The 2,177-nt window shown below is 66.0% G+C and carries 4 protein-coding genes; all 4 read left to right on the top strand.

What is annotated here, in order from left to right; translation table 11 throughout:
* On the top strand, window positions 1-588 hold a 588-nt coding region (locus EV670_RS00005; protein ID WP_130429778.1), incomplete at its 5' end, for a MotA/TolQ/ExbB proton channel family protein.
* Window positions 589-630: 42 nt separating this feature from the next.
* On the top strand, window positions 631-1,059 hold the full coding sequence (locus tag EV670_RS00010; protein WP_130429779.1) for an ExbD/TolR family protein: 429 nt from the start codon (window positions 631-633) through the stop codon (window positions 1,057-1,059).
* Between the two features lie 17 nt (window positions 1,060-1,076).
* The gene (locus EV670_RS00015; protein ID WP_130429780.1) at window positions 1,077-1,514 is read left to right on the top strand and encodes an ExbD/TolR family protein; all 438 of its coding nucleotides are present in this window, start codon (window positions 1,077-1,079) and stop codon (window positions 1,512-1,514) included.
* A 13-nt stretch (window positions 1,515-1,527) separates the two neighbouring features.
* The gene (locus EV670_RS00020) at window positions 1,528-2,172 is read left to right on the top strand and encodes an energy transducer TonB (RefSeq protein ID WP_130429781.1); all 645 of its coding nucleotides are present in this window, start codon (window positions 1,528-1,530) and stop codon (window positions 2,170-2,172) included.
* The last annotated feature ends 5 nt before the right edge of the window (window positions 2,173-2,177 follow it).

Raw genomic sequence — 2,177 nt, forward strand, 5'->3', positions numbered from 1 at the left:
CTGATCATGTCGATGGGCAGCTGGTACATCATCATCGTCAAGATCATCGAGCAGTCCAAGATCGGTCGCCAGGCCAAGCTCGCCGAGAAGAGCTTCTGGAACGCCGGAAGCGTGCGCCAGGGCGCCGATGCGCTCGAGACGGCCAGCCCGTTCCGCTTCATTGCCGAAGCCGGCATCGACGCGACCAAGAAGCACGACGGCCTGCACGGCTCGATCGACCTCAACACCTGGATCACCACCAGCATCCAGCGCGCGATGGAGCGCGTGCAGTCGCGCCTGCAGGACGGCCTGGCCTTCCTGGCCACCGTCGGCTCGACCGCGCCCTTCGTGGGCCTGTTCGGCACCGTCTGGGGCATCTACCACGCGCTGACCGCCATTGGCGTGGCCGGCCAGGCCTCGATCGACAAGGTCGCCGGTCCCGTGGGTGAAGCACTCATCATGACCGCCATCGGCCTGGCCGTGGCGGTGCCGGCGGTGCTCGGCTACAACTGGCTGGTGCGTCGCAACAAGGCCGCGATGGACGACGTGCGCGCCTTCGGCAACGACCTGCACAGCGTGCTGCTGGCCAACGCCACCAAGAAGGCCTGAACAGGCTCCCTCCCGTTTAGACACTGAACCAGGAGGGCCGCCATGGCCATGAACGTCGGCTCCCTCGACGGGGACGAAGACGAAGTCGTCTCCGCCATCAACACCACGCCGCTGGTCGACGTGATGCTGGTGCTCTTGATCATCTTCCTGATCACGATCCCGGTGGTGAACACCTCGATCAAGGTCCAGCTGCCGCACGAAGCCATCGAAGTGCGCGAGACCAAGCCCGAGAACATCATCATCTCGGTCGACGCCAGCGGTGGCATCTACTGGAACGACCTGAAGATGGCCAACACCCAGGCGCTGGTCGACCGGTTGAAGACCATCTCGCGCAAGGACCCGCAGCCCGAAGTGCAGATCCGCGGCGACCTGACGGCCAACTACGAGTCGGTGGGCCGGGTGGTCTACGCGGCGCAGCGCGCCGGCATCGTCAAGGTCTCCTTCATCACCGAGCCGCCGCCCAAGGGCTGAGGAAGCAGGAGTAACGCATGGGAATGAACGTAGGAAGCTCCGGCGGCAGCGGCGAGCCCGAAGTGATGATGGACATCAACACCACGCCGCTGATCGACGTGATGCTGGTGCTCTTGATCATGCTGATCATCACGATTCCGATCCAGCTGCACGCGGTCAACCTCAACATGCCGGTGGGCAACCCGCCGCCGACCGAGATCAAGCCCGAAGTGGTCAAGCTCGACATCGACGAGCGCAGCGTGGTGTTCTGGAACGGCGAAGAGATCGGCGACCGGGCCACGCTCGAAGCCAAGATGAAGGCCGCGGCCGAGCAGGCGGTGCAGCCCGAAGTGCACCTGCGCCCGAACAAGTACGCCAAGTACGAAGTGGTGGCCGCGGTGATGGCTGCGACCCAGCGCATCGGCCTGACCAAGATGGGCATCGTCGGCAGCGAACAGTTCGTCGACGGCAAGTAAGAAGCACAGGCCAATGAACGACTATTCCAACTACGAGAAAGCCGGCAACCAGCGCCGGCTCATCGGCCTGGGCGCGGTGGTGCTGCTGCACATCTTCATCGGCTACGCGATGATCACCGGCCTGGCGCGCGATGCGCTCAACATCGTCAAGAAGCCGCTCGAGACCAAGATCATCGAGGAGATCAAGCCGCCGCCGCCGCCGCCCCCGCCGCCGCCGCCGCCGCCGCCCAAGGAAATCAAGCAGATGCCCAAGGTGGAGGCGCCGCCGCCGCCGTTCGTGCCGCCGCCGGAGATTGCGCCGCCGGTGACGAGCGCGCCGACGATCACGGCGACGACGCAGGAAGCGCCGGTGCAGGAGTACAAGATCGCACCGCCGCCGCCGCCGGCAGCACCCCCGGGGCCCACGCGCACCGACATCGGCGTGGCGTGCCCGACGCAGGTCAAGCCGGAGATGCCGCGCAAGGCGCTGCAGGACGGCATCACCGGCATCGTGCGGGCCGAGGCGCTGATCGTCGACGGGGTGGTCAAGGACGTGACGATCCTGTCGGGCCCGCGGGTGTACCACCAGGCGGTGAAGGCCGCGATGATGCAGTACAAGTGCGTGGCCGGCGCCGGCGAGGTGCGTGCGGTGCAGGAGTTCAGCTTCAAGATCGACTGACGAGC

The organism is Rivibacter subsaxonicus (assembly GCF_004217215.1).
GTDB lineage: Bacteria > Pseudomonadota > Gammaproteobacteria > Burkholderiales > Burkholderiaceae_C > Rivibacter > Rivibacter subsaxonicus.